At 53.0% G+C, this 18,340-nt stretch carries 17 protein-coding genes; 3 read left to right on the top strand and 14 right to left on the bottom strand.

Annotated features, from left to right (window positions below):
- Positions 1-56: 56 nt before the first annotated feature.
- Complete coding sequence (locus LBW88_RS24120; protein WP_224935083.1) at positions 57-533, top strand: MarR family winged helix-turn-helix transcriptional regulator; 477 nt, start codon at positions 57-59, stop codon at positions 531-533.
- Between the two features lie 63 nt (positions 534-596).
- Here LBW88_RS24120 and recG read toward each other — a convergent pair whose 3' ends face one another.
- Genes recG through gmk form a run of 5 tightly spaced genes read right to left on the bottom strand, consistent with a single transcriptional unit; the run spans position 597 to position 6,456 of the window.
- Positions 597-2,675 (bottom strand): ATP-dependent DNA helicase RecG, encoded by a 2,079-nt coding sequence (recG, locus tag LBW88_RS24115; RefSeq protein ID WP_224935081.1) that lies wholly within the window; start codon positions 2,673-2,675, stop codon positions 597-599.
- Positions 2,672-3,367, bottom strand: coding sequence for a tRNA (guanosine(18)-2'-O)-methyltransferase TrmH (trmH, locus tag LBW88_RS24110; protein WP_224935079.1), 696 nt, complete (start codon positions 3,365-3,367; stop codon positions 2,672-2,674). The genes recG and trmH overlap by 4 nt, the downstream gene beginning before the upstream one ends.
- A 3-nt stretch (positions 3,368-3,370) precedes the next feature.
- Entirely contained in the window at positions 3,371-5,479 is a 2,109-nt protein-coding gene (gene spoT, locus LBW88_RS24105) for a bifunctional GTP diphosphokinase/guanosine-3',5'-bis pyrophosphate 3'-pyrophosphohydrolase (RefSeq protein ID WP_224935077.1), read from the bottom strand.
- A gap of 20 nt (positions 5,480-5,499) precedes the next feature.
- Complete coding sequence (gene rpoZ, locus LBW88_RS24100; RefSeq protein WP_013511051.1) at positions 5,500-5,775, bottom strand: DNA-directed RNA polymerase subunit omega; 276 nt, start codon at positions 5,773-5,775, stop codon at positions 5,500-5,502.
- Positions 5,776-5,832: 57 nt separating this feature from the next.
- The gene (gene gmk, locus LBW88_RS24095) at positions 5,833-6,456 is read right to left on the bottom strand and encodes a guanylate kinase (protein WP_200577810.1); all 624 of its coding nucleotides are present in this window, start codon (positions 6,454-6,456) and stop codon (positions 5,833-5,835) included.
- 239 nt (positions 6,457-6,695) lie between these two features.
- Here gmk and ligB point away from each other — a divergent pair, with 239 nt between their 5' ends.
- On the top strand, positions 6,696-8,441 hold the full coding sequence (gene ligB / locus LBW88_RS24090) for an NAD-dependent DNA ligase LigB (protein WP_224935075.1): 1,746 nt from the start codon (positions 6,696-6,698) through the stop codon (positions 8,439-8,441).
- Here ligB and LBW88_RS24085 read toward each other — a convergent pair.
- The 8 genes from LBW88_RS24085 to LBW88_RS24050 form a co-directional block, all read right to left on the bottom strand.
- Entirely contained in the window at positions 8,379-8,996 is a 618-nt protein-coding gene (locus LBW88_RS24085; protein WP_034823853.1) for a trimeric intracellular cation channel family protein, read from the bottom strand. The two genes, ligB and LBW88_RS24085, sit on opposite strands and share 63 nt — an antisense overlap.
- A 322-nt stretch (positions 8,997-9,318) precedes the next feature.
- Entirely contained in the window at positions 9,319-9,963 is a 645-nt protein-coding gene (locus tag LBW88_RS24080) for an oligosaccharide flippase family protein (protein ID WP_224935073.1), read from the bottom strand.
- 74 nt (positions 9,964-10,037) lie between these two features.
- Entirely contained in the window at positions 10,038-10,304 is a 267-nt protein-coding gene (locus tag LBW88_RS24075) for a hypothetical protein (RefSeq protein ID WP_224935071.1), read from the bottom strand.
- A 436-nt stretch (positions 10,305-10,740) separates the two neighbouring features.
- Complete coding sequence (locus tag LBW88_RS24070; protein WP_224935068.1) at positions 10,741-11,136, bottom strand: polyketide cyclase; 396 nt, start codon at positions 11,134-11,136, stop codon at positions 10,741-10,743.
- Positions 11,137-11,353: 217 nt separating this feature from the next.
- Positions 11,354-12,496 (bottom strand): alanine racemase, encoded by a 1,143-nt coding sequence (locus tag LBW88_RS24065; RefSeq protein ID WP_414004113.1) that lies wholly within the window; start codon positions 12,494-12,496, stop codon positions 11,354-11,356.
- Positions 12,497-12,568: 72 nt separating this feature from the next.
- Positions 12,569-14,023 (bottom strand): efflux transporter outer membrane subunit, encoded by a 1,455-nt coding sequence (locus tag LBW88_RS24060; protein WP_224935062.1) that lies wholly within the window; start codon positions 14,021-14,023, stop codon positions 12,569-12,571.
- A 138-nt stretch (positions 14,024-14,161) separates the two neighbouring features.
- On the bottom strand, positions 14,162-15,085 hold the full coding sequence (lpxP, locus tag LBW88_RS24055; protein WP_224935059.1) for a kdo(2)-lipid IV(A) palmitoleoyltransferase: 924 nt from the start codon (positions 15,083-15,085) through the stop codon (positions 14,162-14,164).
- A gap of 422 nt (positions 15,086-15,507) precedes the next feature.
- Positions 15,508-16,371, bottom strand: a complete 864-nt coding sequence (locus tag LBW88_RS24050) for a YicC/YloC family endoribonuclease (protein ID WP_224935056.1) — start codon at positions 16,369-16,371, stop codon at positions 15,508-15,510.
- A gap of 174 nt (positions 16,372-16,545) precedes the next feature.
- Here LBW88_RS24050 and LBW88_RS24045 point away from each other — a divergent pair, with 174 nt between their 5' ends.
- Complete coding sequence (locus LBW88_RS24045; RefSeq protein ID WP_224935054.1) at positions 16,546-16,989, top strand: DUF3574 domain-containing protein; 444 nt, start codon at positions 16,546-16,548, stop codon at positions 16,987-16,989.
- Positions 16,990-17,056: 67 nt separating this feature from the next.
- On the opposite strand, the gene LBW88_RS24040 is transcribed toward LBW88_RS24045, so the two are convergent.
- A complete protein-coding gene (locus LBW88_RS24040) occupies positions 17,057-18,241 on the bottom strand; it encodes a NupC/NupG family nucleoside CNT transporter (RefSeq protein WP_224935051.1) in 1,185 nt (394 codons plus the stop codon).
- Between the last annotated feature and the right edge of the window lie 99 nt (positions 18,242-18,340).

Genomic DNA, 18,340 nt, shown 5'->3' with positions numbered 1-18,340 from the left:
GTAATCGGATAATATGTGTAATATGCACACATTAGTTCTGCCTCGGGATAACGTCAATGAAAAGTGTGCAAAATACACATAATAGTGCAGAGTTTGATGATCTGCATAACGCGCTGTTAATGATTGTGGGCACCTTCAATCGCCCGCAACGTGATGAGTTACTGATAAAAGAGTCCAACATTCAGCTCGATCGGGCCTTATTCCCGCTGCTGATTCAGATTGGTCGCTTTGGTCCGATTGGCGTAGTGGAACTGGCCGAGCGCGCCGGGCGTGATTACACCACCGTCAGCCGTCAGGTCGCGAAACTGGAAGAGCTGGGACTGGCGCAGCGGCAGAAAAATGCCAGAGACAAGCGGGTGAACGAAGCGGTGATTACCGCAGCGGGTAAGACGATGACCGATAAAATCGATGCCGCACGAGCGCAGATTTATCAGCATCTGTTTGAGAACTGGCAGGACAGCGAGCGCACCGAATTGGCGCGCCTGTTGCAGAAGTTTGTCGGGGATTTTATGGCGATTGATCGTAACGCGTAGGGTCGATCAGGCGTGGAGTGCGAGATATTTATCACGCTTGAGCACGGTCAGGTGCGCCTACCGTTAAGCGTTGCTGTAACGCTCGGTCTCTGGGAGCCAGCGTTCAATTAACGCCTGCGCCTGTTCTGGATAGTGCTGGTGGATATGGCGCGCCACACGCTGCACTTCCGGGATCATGCCCTGATCGCGCAGTAAATCTGCGACCTTAAATTCCGCGTTGCCGGTCTGGCGCGTACCGAGCATTTCACCAGGCCCGCGAATTTCCAGATCGTGTTGAGCGATGACAAAGCCATCGTTGCTGTCACGCAGCACCTGCAACCGCTTCTGCGCAGTTTTGCTGAGCGGCGCTTTGTACAGCAGCACGCAATGCGAGGCCACTGCGCCACGACCGACGCGGCCACGCAGCTGATGCAGCTGAGCCAGACCCAAGCGTTCCGGGTTTTCGATGATCATCAGGCTGGCATTGGGCACATCAACCCCGACTTCAATCACCGTTGTAGCGACCAGCAACTGAATCTCATTGGCTTTGAAGGCCGCCATCACCGCCTGTTTTTCTGCCGGTTTCATGCGGCCATGCACCAGCCCAACTTGCAAGCCTGGTAGCGCGACTTTTAACTCTTCCCAGGTGGCTTCCGCCGCTTGGGCTTCCAATACGTCCGACTCTTCAATCAGCGTACACACCCAGTAAGCCTGGCGACCTTCATGGCAGGCATTTTTCACTCGCTCGATGATATCGCCACGGCGGGTATCCGGAATGGCCACCGTGGTGACCGGTGTGCGGCCGGGCGGCAATTCATCGATGGTGGAGGTATCGAGATCGGCATAGGCGGTCATCGCCAGGGTACGTGGAATCGGCGTGGCGGTCATGATCAGCTGGTGCGGATGGAAACCCTGCTCTTCGCCTTTTTCCCACAGTGCGAGGCGTTGATGCACGCCAAAGCGATGCTGTTCATCAATGATCACCAGCGCCATGCCGTTGAATTTGACCTGCTCCTGGAACAACGCATGGGTGCCGACCACCATCGCCACCTGTCCGCTGGCAATCGCTTCCTGCTGGGCTTCACGCGCTTTGCCTTTCTGCTTGCCAGCTAGCCAACCCACCTCAATGCCTAGCGGCGCAAACCACTGACGGAAATTGTTGGCATGCTGCTCGGCCAGTAATTCGGTTGGTGCCATCAGCGCCACCTGTTTGCCATGCGCGATGACATCCAGCGCTGCCAGCGCCGCGACCAGCGTTTTACCCGATCCAACATCGCCCTGCACCAGACGCATCATCGGGAAATCATTGGCTAAATCGCGCTCAATCTCCTCAACCACACGCTTTTGCGCGCCAGTGGGTGAGAAGGGTAGCGCGGCCAGCAATTGATCCGCCAGTTTATGCTTTGCAGGCATTGGCAACGCATGATGACGTTGTGCACCGGCGCGCACGGCTAACATGCTGAGATTGTGCGCCAGCAGCTCTTCGAGAATTAAGCGCTTTTGTGCGGGATGGCGACCGGTTTCCAGCTCGCTGAGACGTAAATCGGGTGGCGGGCGATGCAGCGTGCGCAATGCATCCGGCAAACTCATCAAGCCGCCGCTCAGTTCTGACGGCAGCAGCTCGGCAATCGGACAGCTCTCCAGCAATGTCAGCGCTTGATCGGTGAGATTGCGCAGCGTTGCCTGGCGAATACCTTCGGTGGTGGGATAAACCGGTGTCAGGGTTTCCTGTAGCTCCACGCCGCCTTGTTCGCCCTGCACGCGATACTCGGGATGGATGATTTCAGCACCGCGCTGGCCGCGTTTGATTTCACCGTAAGCGGTGACGCGGCGGCCTGGCGCCAGACTGTTTTTCATCCCGGCATTAAAATTGAAGAAGCGCATGGTGAGCACACCGCTGCCATCGCTGATTTGGCACACCAGCATGCGGCGGCGGCCAAACGTGATCTCACTGTGCAGCACTTCACCTTCCACCGTGGACCAGACGCCCGGCAGCAGGTCATTAATCTTGTAGAGTTGGGTGCGATCTTCGTAGCGTAGCGGCAGATGCAGCAATAAATCCTGAATGGTGAACAGGCTAAGTTTAGCCAGTTTCCCCGCCTGACTGGCGCCGACGCCGGTCAGGGTACTGAGCGGTATGGCATCCAGCAGACGGCCTTTCATTTTTTACCTGTGGATTGCATGGTGGCCCACCAGTCGGCATCGGCTTCCACCTCGCCCTGGGCGTTGATATGCGGATAAGGCAGACCTTTTTGCTTCGCCACCCGCGCTAGCACCGGATAACCGCCTTCAAAGAGTAAACGCTGCTGTTCATCAGCGTCCAGCAAGCTGTGCTGGCGTTTATACATACCAGCGTTTTGACGCTGGCGCTGCGCTTCATACAGAATCAGCGCGGAAGCGACGGACACGTTGAGCGACTGAACCATGCCGACCATCGGCACAATGATGTCCTGATCGGCGAGCGCCAGCGCTTCAGCGGTAATCCCGGTTTTTTCCTGACCCATCAGAATGCAGGTTGGTCTGGTGTAATCGATCTCGCGGAAATCCACCGCGTTCGCCGACAGATTGGTGGCCAGCACCTGCATACCCTGATCTTTCAGGTGACGTACGGCTTCCGCGATATGACGATGCGTCTGTACTTTCACCCAGCTATTGCTGCCTGCAGATGCAGACACCATGGTGCGCATGCGCACGCTAGGCCAGACGGCGTGTACTTCGTGGATACCGACTGCGTCAGCCGTACGAATCACCGCTGAGACGTTATGCGGCTTATGCACCTGCTCCATGCAGACGGTGAGATCGTGCTGGCGCATGGCCAGCATTTCCTGGATACGAGCAAAACGTTGAGCGTTCATGCACTAATTACGGTTACGGTGAACTTTAATCACATCCGGCATTACGCGGATTTTACGCATAATATTGGCCAGATGGACGCGATCGTTCGCGGTGAGGCGGATAAAGGCGCTGTAAACACGGCCATCGCGCTCTTCCGTGTTGAGACTCTGAATATTGGAACCGGCTGTGTTGATCGCCGCCGTCAGGTTCGCCAGTGCGCCCTGGTGGTTGAACATATCCACCTTAATTTCAGCGACGAACTCCTGGTCGATAACCTTGTCCCACTCAACCGGCATGAACTTCTCTGGCTCTTTCTGATAGCCGCGGATGTTTCGACAGGATTCGTGATGCACCACCAGACCTTTACCCGGGCTGACGTGCGCGACAATCGGATCGCCTGGAATAGGGCGGCAGCACTTGGCAAAGGTAATCAGCACGCCATCAGCACCTTTAATCGGCAGCTTTTTGCGTTTGCTGTTGCTTTGCGGTTGCTCAGCGCCAGACTGCAGCAGGTTCTTCGCCACCACCACGCTCATGGCATTGCCAAGGCCGATTTCCGCCAACAAATCTTCAATGCCGGCCAGCTTCATGCGCTCCAGCTCGTGCTGAATATTTTCTGGCGGGATCTCAGCTAACTTCTTGCTGCCGCCGAGCGCATGGCTCAACAGGCGACGACCAAGGTTGACGGAGTCTTCACGCTTCAGATTTTTCAGCAGCTGACGAATCTTGGCGCGCGCTTTTGAGCTGACGACAAAGTTAAGCCACGCCGCATTAGGACGTGCGCCAGGCGCGGTGATGATTTCAATAGTTTGACCGCTGGTCAGCGATTGTGACAGCGGATAAGGTTGGCGATCGACACGAGCACCCACACAGGCATGGCCGATATCGGTATGCACAGCATAGGCAAAGTCTACTGGCGTGGCGCCAGCAGGCAGTTCGACGATACGGCCTTCCGGCGTGAATACGTAGATCTCATCAGGGAAGAGATCGGATTTCACGCTTTCGATAAATTCAAACGAACTACCGGCGCTTTGTTGCAGCTCCAGCAGGCTTTGCAGCCAGCGCTGGGCGCGAATCTGGGCGGTTGTACCGTTTTCACCGGCCTCTTTATAGGCCCAGTGTGCCGCTACCCCCATCTCTGCCATCTGATCCATATCTTCAGTACGGATCTGCACTTCGACCGGCACGCCGTGCGGGCCAATCATCGAGGTGTGCAAAGATTGATAGCCGTTGGCCTTGGGAATCGCGATGTAATCTTTGACGCGTCCGGGACGCGGCTTGTACAGACTGTGCATCTGACCGAGCACGCGATAACAGGTATCCAGGTCTTTCACGATAACGCGAAAGGCGTAAATATCCATGATCGAGTGAAATCGCTGCTCTTTCAGGTGCATTTTTCGGTAAATCGAATAGAGATGTTTTTCACGGCCACTGACACGGCAGGGAATGCCTGCTTCCTGTAAGCGCCCATCGATTTCAGAAAGAATCTTCTGAATCATCTCTTTACGGTTACCGCGCGCCGCTTTCACCACCTCTTTGATCACGCGGAAACGATTAGGATAGAGCGCTTCAAAGCCGAGCTCTTCCAGTTCTGTTTTCAGGTGATGAATACCGAGGCGATGCGCCAGAGGACTGTATATCTCTAACGTTTCCAGTGCGATACGACGTTTTTTATCCGGTCGTAACGCACCGAGCGTGCGCATGTTGTGCGTGCGGTCAGCCAGTTTGATCAGAATGACGCGGATGTCTTGCACCATCGCCATGATCATTTTGCGGAAGTTTTCAGCCTGCGCTTCTTTCTTGTCACGGAACTTCAGCTTGTCGAGTTTCGACACGCCTTCCACCAGTTCTGCAACGCTTTTGCCAAACAGCTGTTCCATATCCTGGTAGGTGGCGGGTGTATCTTCGATCACGTCATGCAGTAGTGCGGCCATCAGCGTTTCATGGTCGAGTTTCATCTCGGCCAGAATGCAGGCAACAGCAACAGGATGGGTGATGTAGGGTTCACCGCTGGAGCGTGTTTGACCCTCGTGGGCATCACGCGCGACAAGATAAGCTTGCTTGAGGCGCTTAATCTGCTCCTCAGGCAAGTATTTTTCAATCAGTTGATTGAGGCTTTCAAACAGATACAAGGTTGACCTGCGAAGTGCTGTTAACGACGACCTTCAGCGATAGCGGTAACGGCTTGTAACTCAGCGGCTTCCTGCTCTTGCTGCTCCTGACGATCACGGACATCCAGAATCTGGTTGGTGATCAGGCCTTCTTCGATTTCGCGCAGGGCGATAACGGTGGCTTTATCGTTCTCTTCTGGAACCAGCGGATCTTTGCCGCCAACCTGCATCTGACGTGCACGACGTGCAGCGACCAACACCAGGTCAAAACGGTTACCAATTTTCTCTACTGCGTCCTGAACGGTTACGCGTGCCATAGGTGTGCTACTCCACAGATGATGAAGAAATGACTGGGCATAATACTGAAAGTGACTTCAGACTGCCAATAGTTTGCTGATTAAAGCATCATGTCGCGATTTTTGGCGACTCATACGCAGACGTTCTGCGCGAATAATGTGTTTCAGGTCTGTCAATGCCAGGTCGAAATCATCATTCACGATCAGATAATCGTATTCAGCGTAATGACTCATTTCCGCCACGGCTTGCGCCATACGGCGGGCGATAACCTCTTCGCTATCCTGACCACGGCCACGCAGGCGACGATCTAACTCTTCAGTCGACGGCGGCAACACAAAAATGCTGCGTGCTGCGGGCATTTTCTGACGAATTTGCTGTGCACCTTGCCAGTCGATGTCCAGAAACACATCAACGCCAGTCGCCAGCACGCGCTCAATGGCCGCGCGTGAGGTGCCGTAGTAATTGCCAAACACTTCCGCGTGTTCGAGGAAGTCGTCAGCGGCAATCATGGTCTCGAACTCGGGCTTGGAGACGAAGAAGTAGTGTTCACCATGGGCTTCACCGGGACGCACGCCACGGGTGGTATGAGAAATAGACACCTGCGTATCGTACAGCGGTTGTGTCTTTAACAGCGCCTGAATCAGGCTGGATTTACCCGCGCCGCTTGGAGCGGAAATAATATAAAGCGTGCCTTGAGCCATGTTTATCTTGAATTGAGTAAAGAGCGGAGTCGATTTCCTGCACAGTATACACGGCTTAACGGTGCCACGCAGCGTTTGCCGTTGGGCTAAGGTAATTCTTTTTCTGTGAACCCGCGCCAGGCAGCATGTTAAGCCGTTGCAAACACCTCAAAACGCAGGGAATCCGCCTGTACTTTTTCACCTTCAACACTGGTCATCGTCGTTGCCGCACTCTCCAATAGACAAAAAGGAGAGCAACGATGAAAGGATGGGGGTTTCTATGCTGCTGGTTTTTCACTGCGGCTTGCGGAGCTAAAGCACTGTGCCCTAACTGGTCCCCGGTGCGTGCCGAGCAGGAAATTGTTCAATTACAAAGCCAGTTACGGCACTGGGATGATGCCTACTATCGCAAGGGCACGAGTTTGGTTAGCGATGGGGATTATGACAGCCTGCAGCAGCGCTTACGGCAGTGGCAGCGCTGTTTCACACCGAATCAATTGCCTGACCAGGCTCAGCTCACAACGGACGGCAGCACCCGCCATCCGGTAGCACATACCGGGTTACGTAAACTGCGCGATAAACTGGCGGTGGCGTACTGGATGCAGGATAAATCCCCACTGTGGATTCAGCCGAAAGTCGATGGCGTAGCCGTGACGCTGGTGTATCGGCGCGGGCAACTGGTTTCCCTGGTGAGTCGCGGCGATGGCTTGCGTGGCGAAGAGTGGATAACCAAAGCCCGCCATATTCCAATGATTCCGACGAAGATTGAAACCGATCGTGAAGAGGTAGTGCTGCAAGGCGAGCTGTTTCTGCTTATGACCGATCATCAGCAGGCCCGTGATGGGGGGCGAAACGCCAGAGCGCAGGTCGCGGGCGCGATGATGCGCCATGAAGCTTCCCCGCTGCTGGCCGAACTGGGCATTTTTATCTGGGCATGGCCTGATGGTCCAAACCCGATGCCGGTTCGACTGGCGCAGCTATCCCGCTGGGGATTGGGCTTGTCTCAGACCTGGAGTCGGCAGATCAACAATGAAGAGGAGGCGGAAGTATGGCGCGACCGCTGGTTCCGTGCCTCGTTGCCGTTTGTCACCGATGGCGTTGTAATCCATCAATCACCGGCCAGTGCCGGGCGCGATTGGCAGCCTGGCCAGGGACATTGGTCGGCCGCGTGGAAATATCAGCCTGTTGAAGTGAGCAGCGAAGTGTTGTCCGTAGATTTCAACGTTGGGCGCACCGGGAAAATTGCCGTGGTGCTCAACCTCATCCCCGTTCAGCTCGATGATAAAACCGTGCGCAGAGTGAATCTTGGGTCGCTGCGGCGCTGGCGGGAGCTGGATGTCATCGCTGGCGATCAGGTGATAGTGACATTAGCCGGTCAGGGAATTCCCCGCTTAGAGCGAGTGATCTGGCGTGTGGCAGGGCGTGATTATCCAGCCGCACCGCAGCAGGGCGAATTTAATCCACTGTCTTGTTTACATTTCAGCCACGATTGCCGCCTGCAATTTTTATCACGCTTAAGCTGGCTTAGTCAGAAAGCGGTATTGGATATTCCTGGCGTGCAGCGCAGCGGCTGGCAGCGGTTACTGAACAGTGGCGCGATCACCCATCTGTTCTCCTGGCTGACGTTAACACCTGAAGAGATCGCGCAGGCCAGCGGGATATCCGCCGCGCGGGCACAAGAGATCTGGCAGCGTTTCCAAAAGACACGTCAACAACCCTTTCGGCGCTGGGTGAGCGCATTAGGTTTGCCGTTACCTCGAGCCGCATTACAAGCCTTGCCGGATAATGACTGGGCAACGTTGCTGGCTCGCTCAGCAGAGGAGTGGCAGCAGTTGCCCGGTGTCGGACGCACGCTGGCTGAGCGGATTGTCAAAATGCTGCAGGATGATGAATTGCTTGAGCTTATCCGTTATTTACAGCAGCAGGAGATTCCTGCTGCATCTTTAATGCTCGGGGTGGGGATAGTTGAAGATCGGCAGGCCAAGGCGGAAACGCAGCGCCAATAAACGGCCAAAGAAACCGGCCAGCAGGGTAATGATCACCACAGCTTCATGCGGAAGCGGCGTTTTGAGCAACAGGATATAGAGCCAACCTGCGGCAAACGCGATACCGGCGTACAGCTCTTTTTGGAACACCAGCGGGATGCGGTTGCAGAACATATCACGCAGCACGCCACCAAATACGCCGGTGATCACGGCGGCAATAGCGGCAATGATCGAGGCATGGCCAGAATCCAGTGCGACCTGCGCGCCAATAATGGAGAACACCACCAGGCCCAGCGCATCCAGCACCAGAAACACTTTACGCAGATGATTCATCAAAGGGGCAACAAAAGTGGTCACCACTGCAGCAGCCGCCACAATCATGATGTACTCCGGGTTTTTAACCCAACTCAATGGATAATGCCCGAGCAGGATGTCACGCACCGAGCCACCACCGATTGCGGTGACGGAAGCAATGATGATGACGCCAAACAGATCCATTTTGCGGCGGCCAGCGGCCAGCGCGCCGGTCATGGCTTCGGCGGTGATACCAATAATATAGAGAACGGTTAATAACATAGAGCACTCCAAAAGATTGGCGGCCAGCCTAAAGATTTCCTCAGTTATCGAACACTGAGTTTTTCTAAGAAATGCGCCATCGGATTAGCCGTGTTGATGCCGCACATGCTAACAGGCTTAACCCGCTTGATAAATCGTGAGTGCGCTACGTATTCGCATAAAAAAATGTGATGTGAGGAGTACGGTAGTGCAAGTTTGTGGGAGTTCGAACGTGAGGCTGAGGAGGGTGTAACAACATCAAAAAAGAAAAAAGCGTGCTGGCGACCAGCACGCGAACGCATCTTCTCAGATGCCCAGAGCCCACCATACAGACTTGTTTTTATTATCCGTTTCTTGCTCGCACGTTGGCGAAACTTTTCAGGCTAAAACGGTATTCTGGCTGGAACCAGGAACGACCGTAGTAGCAGTAGACCAGCATTCTGATGGATACCATGGCAAGGTAACCCCAGATAGCGCACAACACTGAAGGGGTCAGCCATACGGTAAACAGTGTGACACCCAGGCCAACCAGCACCGATGAGGTTTCTGTGAAGGCGATACGCGAGAATTGTTTCTCACGCTGTAATATGGCGCGATAGTGTTGCCCCTGCGGGATAATAATGAAAATCACAGAAATCATTTCCAGCATAATCGCCATTTCAGGTTGATTCATTATTCTGCTGTATAAATCACTACCAATAAATAGCACGGCGAATATCATCATGCCGCTTAACACATTTCCCCAGTACAGAATGGAAAGCTCGCTATTATTGAGATTTATATTTCTGATAACTGAATTACCAAATCCACGGTCGGCAAGCGTATCAATAATCAGTAAAATAACAATGGCAATCGCGAGTAAATCTAACTCGTTTGCCTGTAGTATTTGTGCCAGAAGTGAAAGCTGTAAAACACCAATGCCGACGATTTTTATGGATGACAAAATTGACCATTTGGCACTGGCCAAACTTTTTTCTCTTATCGCCATGTTCTGCTCGTTATGGTACATGTACCAATGCAATTAAGGGTTCACCCGGGCGCCTGCCCAGAGTACAGATCACATCAATGCAGCGTTTCCTGACGCAGCCCTGAAATGCCTTTCAGAGTTTGCCACGTAAAGATGCATTCAATTAAATGATGCTCTGAATTTAAAGAGATGCCCCTGGCGCGTAAATATTTAATTGTCTCAGCGGTATCTCCTCCTGCTCGGAGGAAATCCGCAAGATCATTATAAAATCCCTTTGAGTTGTTATATTCCCCGGCCAGTATCCTACTGGCAATCTCAACAAATTCTTTTTCTGACAACAAAGGATAGGTTGAGCGATCCATGTTATTTCCCTGCTGTTGTTATTATCGGGTATTGCTGTGTGTGAATGAGTTATACCGTGTTTTAATTAAATTAACACCATAAGAAAACTCCTATAAATGAACTTCAGGAATAAATGGTTTCAGACTTTGCATCAGAATAGATAAGACGATTGATTAACGATTAATAAGTCCTGTCAGACATTTTGGCAGGCGATCAAACAAGTGAGTTGAACAAGATAAAAAAAACACCGATAAATCAGAGGGACTAAGATTCGCGAACGGTGCTCTCACCAGGAATTTTCCTGGTGAGAAGACTTTAGCCAGACTGGTGATTAGCACGAAAAGCAGCAGGTATTATCGTTAAACAGTTAAACGCTATTGCGTGGAAAACGATGACTTTTTTATTGATTGCTTCCAGCGAAAGTTAAAGCAGTACGATTTTTATAATGCATTGATTCTAATGAGTTAACAGGTGGAGAAGTTGATCCAGGTCGCGTTTCACCCAGGCAACATCCTGAGCAAACTTTTCATCAGACATAAGGGGTTGGCGATAAACCACTATCACCACTTCGGCTCCCTTTTCGTTAGCAATCACGCGCATCGGCATATAAATCTCTTTTCCGCTGCCGGTGTCAATCCAGTGATCCATGACACCAAAAGGATTGTGCGGCGTGAAGCGAATCTTCACTGAACCTTCAGGCCCTTTGGCTTTCCAGTAGTTTCCTTCTTGTGTGAGCGTACTGGCACTCAGCCCACTTGCCCACTTGGCAAAGCATTCAGGTTTCCAGATGGTTTCATATAAATCTAACCAGTTGCGGGGAATGGTCAGCGTGACTGTCTGAGATGGCAGCATGGAACCTCCGTTGAGCGAAAGAAAGGCAGGGGTCTGTAGAGCTGGCTTCAGGAGATGAATGATGGCCGCCACAATAAATTGGCGGCCTTGAGGCCGTACCCTACAGAATGATGAGACTGCCTACAGCAAAGATTACCTTAACTGAAGGGCATTCCGCTGCAAATGGCGGGATAGTGGAAGTGTGCTGCATAAGAGGTTTCCAGTGAAAACCTCATCCTTAGATAAACTTGCCGCGTCCCTGAATATCCATTGTCTCTGCGGTGCCGTCCTCATGACGTAAAACAAAGCCATCGGATTGAGCCACGACCGCGCAGCTGTGATTGGGGAAGATGCGCAGCAGAGTCCCCCGCGCCGGGGCATGATCTCCGTACTGCAGAAAACCATGTTCTTCCGATAGCTTCAGGACTTCGTATTGGTGGCCCTGTTCATCCACGGCAATGCCGAAACCGCTGGCGTTGGTGCCGTGCGGACCTTTGTCGGAGCTGAGCATCTTGGAGCCGGCGTCAATAATCGCGAAATGCGGATTCACCGTCACCACACGCGTTACCACGCTGAGCGCCAGCGCATCGGGTGTGCATAATCCCAGACGCCAGGCGGTGAGATCTAACAGCGCATAGTTTCCTGGGCGAATTTCGTCGCTGCCTTCAGCCACCGGCGCGGCCAGTGCTGTAGGCGTGGAGCCAACGGAAATGGGGCAAGGCGCAAAGCCTGCAGCGATCAATTGCTGCTGAACCTGACGCATCAAGATGATTTCTTGCTGTGCAACTTCAGCGATAGCCGCGGCATGACCTGCGCCGTAAGCATGGCCGGCGTGCGAAACCAGCCCGGCAAAAGGTAACCCCGCTGCTTTAATCTGCTGCGCCAATGCCACGGCGGCATCTCTGTGTGGATCGATACCCACCCGATGCAATCCGACATCCACTTTAATGGCGATCGACAATGCACAGCCAGGCTGCAGTTGATGGGCTTGAGCAATGGCCACAACACCGAGATCGCAGTCGACAATGCAGGTTATACACGCCTGATGTTGCTGTGCCACGGCCAGTAATTCCGTCAGCGTATCGGCGTGAACCACCGGATAAGCCAGCAGCAAATCACGCTCCCCGCCGAGGATAAAGGCAATGCCCTCACTGGGTTTTGAAACGGTAATCCCACGCGCACCTAACTGGCGTTGCTGTTCGGCAATCCAGACACTTTTATGGGTTTTGATATGTGGGCGCAACGTGACGCCAGCGGCATCGGCTTTTTGCTGCATATGTTGCAGATTGCGGTGCAGGCGCGCCGCATCAATTTCGAGATAAGGCGTCAGTCGGTCAGCGATAAGAGGCCGTAACCAGCCAGCATTGGCATTCTGTTCCATCATGATAGTCCGCAGAGTATTCCAGGTGCGGACTATCATTCATCAATGCGCTTGAGAATGCCAGCCGCCAGCTTATCCCTTGATCGTAGCGTTTGAATTCTGGAATCCGCCGCCCAGATCTTCAATCAGCACCACAGCCAGATTGATCTGCTGAGCCTGCAACGCCACCAGCTTCTGATCGGACTCGATAAGTTGGTTCTGAATGGTCAGCACATCAAGGTACGGACGCAACCCGGCGGTGTATTCGCGGTTTAAATCATCCCATGCACTGTGAATCAGCTGATTGGCGCTCTGCTGCTGCGCCAGCTGATCCTGAATCGACTGCAGTTGCGTGATGGTATCGCTGATATTACCCAGGGAGCCAATCAGCAGCTTGTTGTACTGCGCCACGGCCAGATCATAGTTAGCGTCACTTTCTGCTAAATCGGCGCGGCGTTGACCGGCATCGAAGATTGGCAGAGACAGACTTGGGCCAACATTAAAGAACTGACTGGGTGCACCGAAGAATGCATCGCCGAGCAGTGAACGGGTACCCGCTTCCGCTACCAGGTTGATGTTGGGATAGAACTCGGTTTTCGTTGCGGCAATTTGCTTTGATGCCGCTTCAACGCGCCAGCGCGCCGCCACCACATCCGGACGACGACCCAGTAGCTCCGCCGGAATGTTACCCGGCAGCGTGGCGGCAATCGGGACATCCATTTTCGCCGGTTTCAGTTGGTGCCAGTAATCCGGCCCTTTACCAATCAGCGTGGAGAGTTGAATGCCCGCATCGGTGACATTCTGTTTGGCTTCGGTCAGGGTCGCTTCAGCGGTTTTTTGCTGTGACAGCGCCTGCTTATATTGATAGTCCGACGTTAAACCGGCGCTAACATACTGCTGCTGAATTTTGGCGATGCCACTGGAACGATCGGCATTCTGTTTTGCCAGTTCAGCGTTGGACCAGGCCAGATTGAGGTTATTCCAGGCACGCGTTACGTTGACGGCGAGCGTCAACTGGCTGGCCTGACGATCTAATTCACTGGCGCGCGCCTGACCCAGCGCAGCTTCTGCCGCATCTTTTTTGCCGCCCCACAGGTCAAACGTGTAGCTCATACCAATATTGGCCGTGCGCAGCGTGCTGTAAGTTTTACCTTGCAGAAGTGGGTCGTCGACTTTTGCCACACGCGAACGCGTAATCCCGGCATTGAGATCCACATCGGGATAGCGTTCAGCATCGGCGGCGATGACTTGTGCGTTAGCTTTGTCCGCCTGCGCGTTAACTACCTGTAAATCCGGGCTGGATGTCATGGCATCGGCGATCAGCCGGTTCAGCTGTGCATCATTAAAACTTTGCCACCATTCCGTTTTTGGCCAGTTCGCTGCGCTGAAGCGCGCGCCTTTCAGCGATTTATTGGCTTGAAGAGAGTTAGCATCGAGCGGTGAATTATGAGGGTGTAAGCCGTGCGGATTGGCACAACCGGCCAGCAATGCGCTGGCCACGGCAAGCGCCAACAGCGCGCGTGGTTTGGAGGTAAATAGCAAAGTCATGTTTTCGGTCAGAAGAGGAGAGAGCCGACCATTACATGAGTCTGTGCAAATTTTGACAAACCTGTTTTTCGTTAAGAATGGTTGGTAAATGTGAGCGGTAGAGAGGAGCAGCAGGCGAGCACCTGCTGCATCAACAGATTAGATGTAAAGCGAGGCTTCACCCGGTGGACGGGTTTTAAAGCGGCGATGTAGCCAAAGATACTGCTCTGGCGCGCGCAGGATCTCTTTCTCAATGACTTTGTTCATGTAAGCCGCAGCCGCTGCCTCATCTTCATACGGATAGTTTTGCAACTCCGGCTGGATGATCAGCTGATAGCCGCTCTTATCGGCATTACGGATTAGCACAATGGTCAGCATGGCTGGCTTAGCCAGACGTGATAACACAAAGGTGCCGTTGGTGGTGGCGGCTTTTTCCACGGCAAACAGCGGTGCGAACACGCTGCCTTTCGGGCCGTAATCCTGATCCGGTGCGAACCAGACCGCTTCGCCCTGTTTCAACGCCTGTACCATACCGCGCAGATCGCGACGATCAATCATCGCCTTGTTTGATCGCATACGACCTTTAGTCTGCGCCCACTCCATTGCCTGATTATTGTGCGGACGATACATTGCCATCATGGGCTGACACAGGCCAGTGATGCGGCCGCCCAACTCAAGCGACATAAAATGCACACCAATCGCCATCACGCCGCGATGGTTTTTTTGTGCATTTTGCAGATTGTGCAGGCCTTCAACCTGGAAATAGCGGCGCACGCGTGCATCAGACCAGAACCAGGCAATGCCAGTTTCTGCCAGCGCCATGCCCAGCGATTCAAAATTACCGGCGATCAATACCTCAGTTTCTTCCTCTTTAATATTCGGGAAGCAGAGTTCTATATTGCGGCGGGTAATACCCTCACGACGCTTAAGGAAGTGGCGTGACAGCTTGCCAGCAGACGCGCCAAGCCGGATCAAGATGGGATAAGGGAGTTGCACCAGCAGCCACAGCACACCAAGTCCAAACCAGGTGAACCAGTAGCGGGGGTGTAAAAGTTTGGAATTGAACTGCCCGTTTTTCTTCATAACGCCTTCAGGGAAAGAGTGGGTGTATCGCACAAAGAAGGGTGTCCATGAATTCCTGGCGGTACGGCTGTGCTAATTACGACCAGTAGATTAGCAAATAGTGCCCTCAAAGAAACGTAATCTCTGCAATCTTTAGGATTGAGAGGTTTCATTGAGGAAGCGTATTTTCAACGGAATATCCATGGAATGAAAACAAATAATTAATGAAAAACAACATCATAATTTCTTGCTGTGAGAGTCCATAAGGTTGATTCACAGTCATGTTTGGTCAGCCATTGACATGCATAATCATCAAAGCTTTCACAATCTTTACATTGAAAAGTCTGCAAATTGGTCTAAAGAATAAGCGAAACGTGCTGGGCGTGACGGCGGGCAAAAAAGCCCGGATCACCGGGCTTTTTTAACACCATCCGAATGGGGTGTTACTCAATGTTCTGAATCTGCTCGCGCATCTGCTCGATCAATACCTTCAGCTCAATGGCTGATGCTGTGATATCCGCATTAATCGACTTAGAAGCCAGTGTGTTCGACTCACGATTGAACTCTTGCATCATAAAGTCGAGACGGCGGCCAACGGCTTCTTTCTTCTTCAGGATGTTGTAGGTCTCTTTGACGTGCGCATCCAGGCGATCCAGCTCTTCCGCCACATCAATGCGCTGCGCCATCATAACGAGTTCTTGCTCAAGGCGCGTATTTTCAAGCTGCACTTCAGCTTCTTCCAGCTTGCTGACCAGACGCTCACGCTGCCACTTCACCACTTCTGGCATTTGCGCACGAACTTTGCTAACTTCCAGCGACACGCCTTCTAAACGCTGCTCAATCAGAGACTTGAGCGCAGTACCTTCGCTTTCACGTGCTTCGATGAAATCATCCAAAGCGCCATCCAGTGCGGCCAGCAACTCGGTATTAATCGCATCAAGATCCTGCTCCTGAGCCGACATCACGCCAGGCCAGCGCAGAATATCCAGCGGATTAATCGCGCCTTCATCGGTCTGCATCTTGACCCAGTTGGCGGATCGCACCAGCTGTTTCGCTAAGGCTTCATTCAGTTGCAGCTCACCTTGCGCACTTGGGTCAGCATCGAAGCGCAGATTGCACTCGATTTTACCGCGCGTCAGGCGATTACGAATACGCTCGCGAATCACCGGCTCCAGGCTACGAAATTGTTCCGGCAGACGGATGTAGGTTTCCAGATAGCGCTGGTTTACCGAGCGAAGTTCCCAGGCGGCGCTGCCCCAGTGGCCTTTTGCTTCTCGGCGGGCATAAGCGGTCATGCTGCGGATCATAAGCTAGTACTCATTTTCAGGAATGTTCCTCGCATTATAGTGACGGCAGCCAAACCATGATAGGCATAAGCGCAATGAGCTAACGCAGCGCGCAACTTTTGGTGAAAAGGGTGACGTTTCATCCATTCACCCCCTATGATGTCCTGTGTGATACCTAAACAGTCTGAGGCTATGATGCTGAATAAATTGGCGATGCCGTTGGCGCTCGTCTTCTTTCTGGCCGGATGCCAGACACCCGCTACACCTCGTGAACAGATCCCACCCAATACCGCTCCTGTTGCCGTGTGCGGCTCAGGAGACATCATGATGCAAACCACCCTGTGGTTTGGGATGAACAAGCCGAAAGGCGGCGTCGTCAGCAGCAGCGAATGGCAGCAATTTGTTGATAATGATGTCACGCCACGATTTAAAGACGGGCTTTCAGTGTATGACGGCAAAGGCCAGTGGCTGGGAGAGGGTGGAAAGCTGGCACGAGAAAACAGCAAAGCGTTGATGCTGATTCATCAGCCGGACCGCACAAGTTCTGACAGCATCAATGCGCTGCGCGATATTTATAAAAAGCGCTTCGATCAGGAGTCGGTGATGCGCGTGGATTCGCTGGTGTGTGTCGCGTTCTGAATCAGAACGGGGCCGCTTTGATGAGCGCGGCCCTGTTTAGAGCGGCTTGCTAGCCGCTCGGCTGTCATTAAATAAACAATCCCGCAAACGCTGCTGACAGCAGGCTCACCAGCGTGGAACCATAAACCAGCTTCCAGCCAAAGCGCGATACTACATTGCCCTGGCGCTCGTTCAGACCTTTAATCGCTCCCGCCACAATGCCAATTGAAGCAAAGTTAGCAAATGACACCAGGAACACGGACAGAATGCCGAGACCACGTGGTGTCATTTCAGCGGCGACTTTCTTTAGCTCAATCATGGCGACGAACTCATTGGCCACCAGCTTAGTCGCCATGATGCTTGCTGCATGCAGGGCATCGGCGGAAGGGATGCCAATCAACCACGCAAACGGATAGAAGACATAGCCCAGCAGTTGCTGGAAGCTATAACCAAACACCGCGGCGAACAGAGCATTAATGGCGGCAATCAGGGCGATAAAACCAATCAGCATTGCCAGAATAATCATCGCTACCTTAAAACCGGCAAGGATGTACTCGCCCAGCATTTCAAAGAAGCTTTGGTCTTCGTGCAGCTTATCCAGCGCAATGTGTTCTTCATTTTCCGGGCGCGTCGGATTGATGATCGACAGGATGATGAAAGTACTGAACATATTCAGCAGTAGCGCGGCAACCACATATTTCGCATCAATCATCGACATATAGGCACCGACAATCGACAGTGACACCGTCGACATCGCGGTCGCGGCCATGGTGTACATGCGCGGTGCGGAGATATCGCCAAGGATGCCTTTATAGGCGATGAAGTTCTCCGACTGACCCAGAATCAGCGTACTCACGGCATTGAACGATTCAAGTTTGCCCATCCCGTTCACTTTCGACAGCAAGGTGCCCACCAGACGAATCAACAGCGGCAGAATGCGCCAGTGCTGCAAGATACCGATCAGGGCAGAAATGAACACAATCGGGCAGAGTACGCCGAGGAAAATAAACGCCAGCCCCTGTTTCGCCATATTGCCGAAGACAAAATCGGTGCCCTGGGCAGCGAAGGTCAATAAGGTCTCGAAAAAGCCGCCGACAGCGGTCACTACTGATTGGCCGCCCGCTGAATGCAGGAAGAACCAACCCAGAGCAGCCTCGACAACCAACAATTGAATAATAAAACGCGGACGAATCAGTTTGCGGTCATGGCTGACCAACAGCGCAAGGGCGAAGATCACCACCAGCGCCAGCAGGAAATGGAGTATCGCTGTCATCATTTGTCTTTTTATGGGAGGAAAGGGCGCATTTAGCCACAGCTGGGGCGAAATTTCATCCGGGAAAAGTGCCGCATGTAGGCAGGACAGCCGCGCACG

It is taken from the genome of Pantoea sp. alder81, from assembly GCF_020179835.1.
In the GTDB taxonomy this organism is placed as follows: domain Bacteria; phylum Pseudomonadota; class Gammaproteobacteria; order Enterobacterales; family Enterobacteriaceae; genus Pantoea.
The sequence above is the reverse complement of the archived record's forward strand: the minus strand, read 5'-3'. Positions and strand labels throughout refer to the sequence as shown.

What these genes read in the sequence shown, in the direction of transcription:
- LBW88_RS24120 (WP_224935083.1), top strand. Translation starts at nt 57, where the DNA reads ATGAAAAGTGTGCAAAATACACATAATAGTGCAGAGTTTGATGATCTG.
- rpoZ (WP_013511051.1), bottom strand. Translation starts at nt 5,775, where the DNA reads ATGGCACGCGTAACCGTTCAGGACGCAGTAGAGAAAATTGGTAACCGT.
- gmk (WP_200577810.1), bottom strand. Translation starts at nt 6,456, where the DNA reads ATGGCTCAAGGCACGCTTTATATTATTTCCGCTCCAAGCGGCGCGGGT.
- recG (WP_224935081.1), bottom strand. Translation starts at nt 2,675, where the DNA reads ATGAAAGGCCGTCTGCTGGATGCCATACCGCTCAGTACCCTGACCGGC.
- LBW88_RS24075 (WP_224935071.1), bottom strand. Translation starts at nt 10,304, where the DNA reads ATGGATCGCTCAACCTATCCTTTGTTGTCAGAAAAAGAATTTGTTGAG.
- ligB (WP_224935075.1), top strand. Translation starts at nt 6,696, where the DNA reads ATGAAAGGATGGGGGTTTCTATGCTGCTGGTTTTTCACTGCGGCTTGC.
- trmH (WP_224935079.1), bottom strand. Translation starts at nt 3,367, where the DNA reads ATGAACGCTCAACGTTTTGCTCGTATCCAGGAAATGCTGGCCATGCGC.
- LBW88_RS24065 (WP_414004113.1), bottom strand. Translation starts at nt 12,496, where the DNA reads ATGGAACAGAATGCCAATGCTGGCTGGTTACGGCCTCTTATCGCTGAC.
- LBW88_RS24080 (WP_224935073.1), bottom strand. Translation starts at nt 9,963, where the DNA reads ATGGCGATAAGAGAAAAAAGTTTGGCCAGTGCCAAATGGTCAATTTTG.
- LBW88_RS24085 (WP_034823853.1), bottom strand. Translation starts at nt 8,996, where the DNA reads ATGTTATTAACCGTTCTCTATATTATTGGTATCACCGCCGAAGCCATG.
- LBW88_RS24060 (WP_224935062.1), bottom strand. Translation starts at nt 14,023, where the DNA reads ATGACTTTGCTATTTACCTCCAAACCACGCGCGCTGTTGGCGCTTGCC.
- LBW88_RS24040 (WP_224935051.1), bottom strand. Translation starts at nt 18,241, where the DNA reads ATGACAGCGATACTCCATTTCCTGCTGGCGCTGGTGGTGATCTTCGCC.
- lpxP (WP_224935059.1), bottom strand. Translation starts at nt 15,085, where the DNA reads ATGAAGAAAAACGGGCAGTTCAATTCCAAACTTTTACACCCCCGCTAC.
- LBW88_RS24070 (WP_224935068.1), bottom strand. Translation starts at nt 11,136, where the DNA reads ATGCTGCCATCTCAGACAGTCACGCTGACCATTCCCCGCAACTGGTTA.
- LBW88_RS24045 (WP_224935054.1), top strand. Translation starts at nt 16,546, where the DNA reads ATGCTGAATAAATTGGCGATGCCGTTGGCGCTCGTCTTCTTTCTGGCC.
- LBW88_RS24050 (WP_224935056.1), bottom strand. Translation starts at nt 16,371, where the DNA reads ATGATCCGCAGCATGACCGCTTATGCCCGCCGAGAAGCAAAAGGCCAC.